The sequence below is a fragment of the Rhizobium sp. SVR5-2C genome, assembly GCF_056755115.1.
On sequence record NZ_JBNDHT010000620.1, the window covers coordinates 1 to 234 of the forward strand.

At 60.3% G+C, this 234-nt stretch carries 1 pseudogene; it reads left to right on the plus strand.

Annotated elements, in window-relative coordinates:
- Positions 1-234: pseudogene (locus tag ACPYOI_RS37125) on the plus strand (S-(hydroxymethyl)glutathione dehydrogenase); the annotation flags it as partial.

Genomic DNA, 234 nt, shown 5'->3' on the forward strand with positions numbered 1-234 from the left:
TCTCAAATTTCACCGTGCTGCCGGAGATCGCAGTAGCCAAGGTCAATCCGGATGCCCCCTTCGACAAGATCTGCTAAATCGGCTGCGGCGTGACGACCGGTATCGGCGTTGTCCTGAACACCGCCAAGGTCGAAGAAGGCGCGACGGCGTTCTTGTTCGGGCTGGGAGGTATCGGTTTGACCGTCATCCAGGGCCTCCGCCTTGCCGGCGCCGACATGATCATCGGTGTCGACA